The sequence below is a fragment of the Pseudomonadales bacterium genome, assembly GCA_013215025.1.
Classification (GTDB): domain Bacteria; phylum Pseudomonadota; class Gammaproteobacteria; order Pseudomonadales; family DT-91; genus DT-91.
The window spans coordinates 1-2,391 of the sequence record JABSRR010000270.1; the positions used below are offsets into that span (position 1 = coordinate 1).

Here is a 2,391-nt window from a genome sequence, read left to right on the forward strand (position 1 = left end):
GTTCCATGACGAAAATCAACATTATCAAAGCCGCCTGAGTTGTTTGGAGTTACTGATTTAGCCAAAGGCTTCAAAGAAACATTACCATTAACAGTTAGCGAGTCCGTTGTTGCAGCTTCTAAATTGTAAAGCGTATTGTGACGATAAACATCAGAAACACCGGCAATTTGTCGCTGTATTTGGCCTTTATTGTAAGCATCATCAGGCAAAGAGTTACGGAAGTTAGCAGAACCCTCAACGAGAGATTTACCACCCGCAACATAAGCTTGCGTATTGATAAAAGAACAAGTTCCATCGCCTGTGTAAAGCTTTGAGCCGAACATGCGGCTTTCAGCTTGCGCCAAGGCATCCCATACAGGCACTTGGCCTGCACCATCACCAGGCGCACCAGCAAAAGGCAAGCAAAACGAGCCATAAGTTGCGGCAGTTTGCATAGCGTCTTGCTCTACACCTTCAAGCAGTGTTCGCAGAGCTGCCGACATATTGCGCTTAATTAACCGCTCATCACGTAGCTCATCAGCACGTAGAGTATTGCTTACGTTTTCAGGTTCACCCAAAGAGCCACTAATAGAAAGCTCTAAAGGGTTGCCTGGGGTTGTATCCCAACCTGACTGACGGTTTGTGTTTTGCTTAATGGGTTTCCAGTATTGGTTATTTGACCTATCCATTGAACCAGCAGGCGGCTCATAAGTTTGGGTCATATCAGTAAGTAGGTTATATTCTTCGCCGGTTTCGACAATAGCGTCGAGCGCGGCGGTTATAACTTGAGTTTGTTCAGACATTTTTCATTACCTTTTATTGTGCGGCAATTTTCTGTTTTTGTATTGAGCGCTTTTCTTTCGCTCGTTCAAAGCGTGTCATGCTGCCATATCTGCCCTTACCAGATTCAATATCTTTCAATATTTTTTCGTAGTCATTGCCAATAGCACCATCACCGCCAACAGGATTCTCGCTTGCCGCTGTTGATATTGTTTTTGCAGAAGGTAAGCCATTGATAAGCCTATCTTCTAGCCTAGTTAAAAATTTTGTAACTCCTACATCTCCGCCAGTATTTGCAGCGTCAATTAAGCCATCAAAATTTTTATCATTCATGCCAATTGCAGCAAGCACCAAAGGGGCGTTTTTGCCTATATTATCGCGCAACTGAGGCATTAAGCGGTTAGCCACTTCAACCCCACGCGCTTCTATAAGCTTTTCGTTAAAACCATTTAAACCATCATCAATATTAGGAACTATTGCCCTGAACTCATCAGTTTTTTTAATGAATTGCTCATTGGCTTTCCTTTCTCTATTAATGTCAGCTTTTACGTCATCAATATGCGATTGACGCTGTGCATCTATTCCTTGGTTAGCTTCCTCGTATTTACGAACATCCTCTTTAAAGTAAGCAAGCATCAAACTTGTATCGCCCTCATAGTCATCGAATAAACGCGACTTGTAGCTGTCTAAGTTTGGTCTTTCACTTGCCTCATTTTGAGGTTTGAATTCATAACCTTGAGGTAACACACCTTGTTCAAGTTGCTGCTCAAGCTGGTTTAACTGATCCTCTTTGCTTTTTATCTGCTTTGACAGATGGTGTCTTTTGCTTGCCATAGCCGCATTATGCGCCTTGACTTGCTCATCACCTTGGGCTTTGGCCTCACCCGCCAAGTCTTCCAAATCAATCTGCTCTGTTACATCTTCTGCGCTGTCTTGGGTAGACAACTCAGCTGCATCAGCCCCCGCCTCTGCTAACTGTTCGTTTGTAACTTGCTCAATTGGTTCTTGTTCTTGGTTTGCCTGCTCGACAGTATCAACGTCGCTCATGTCTTTTACCTCACATGGTTTGGTTTTTTTGGCAATATTGCCCTCTGATAAATAAAGGCTATCAGGAAGCCATTAACGATAGTTTAACTTAATTATTGACAAACGCAAACTTTAGCGATTTCTGCGGATTCTCTCTGCTCGCATGTAGTCAGTTAGGTCATCAAGTTTGTCTGATGCGTACATAAATGGTGACGATGCGGCTGCATTAACGCCTCTAGATAAATCATAGAGCATGTTTTTTGCACCGCTAAGATATGGAGATTTGTAATCATCGGGCGATTCTGATGATCCATAGCTGTCATAAGCCTGCTGATAGTAAGGCGCTAGAGCCATAACAGGTGGGGCTAGTAAGTCTGCAACAGAGTCCATCGCAATATTAGCAGCCTGTGTTTTTGGTTCTTCATAAGCTGATATGTTGTCGCTTAGCTCGATAAATCCATCGTCATCACCTGTAGCAGCAAAGTATGGCAATGATGCGCCTCGCGCTAAATCACCCAAGCCTAGCCCTAGCATTGCAACATCTTGAGCAGCATTCGATAGATTCTGTGGCGCTTGCTCTACCATTCGCCCAAAGTTAAACAATGA

3 protein-coding genes are annotated in these 2,391 nt (G+C 43.5%); all 3 read right to left on the reverse strand.

Features of this window, described 5'->3' with window-relative positions; genetic code table 11:
• Window positions 1–782: hypothetical protein (locus HRU21_12760; protein ID NRA43161.1), on the reverse strand; the 782-nt coding region annotated here is incomplete at its 3' end.
• A gap of 13 nt (window positions 783–795) precedes the next feature.
• On the reverse strand, window positions 796–1,806 hold the full coding sequence (locus HRU21_12765) for a hypothetical protein (GenBank protein ID NRA43162.1): 1,011 nt from the start codon (window positions 1,804–1,806) through the stop codon (window positions 796–798).
• A 111-nt stretch (window positions 1,807–1,917) separates the two neighbouring features.
• A partial coding sequence (locus tag HRU21_12770) for a hypothetical protein (GenBank protein NRA43163.1) occupies window positions 1,918–2,391 on the reverse strand: 474 nt, incomplete at its 5' end.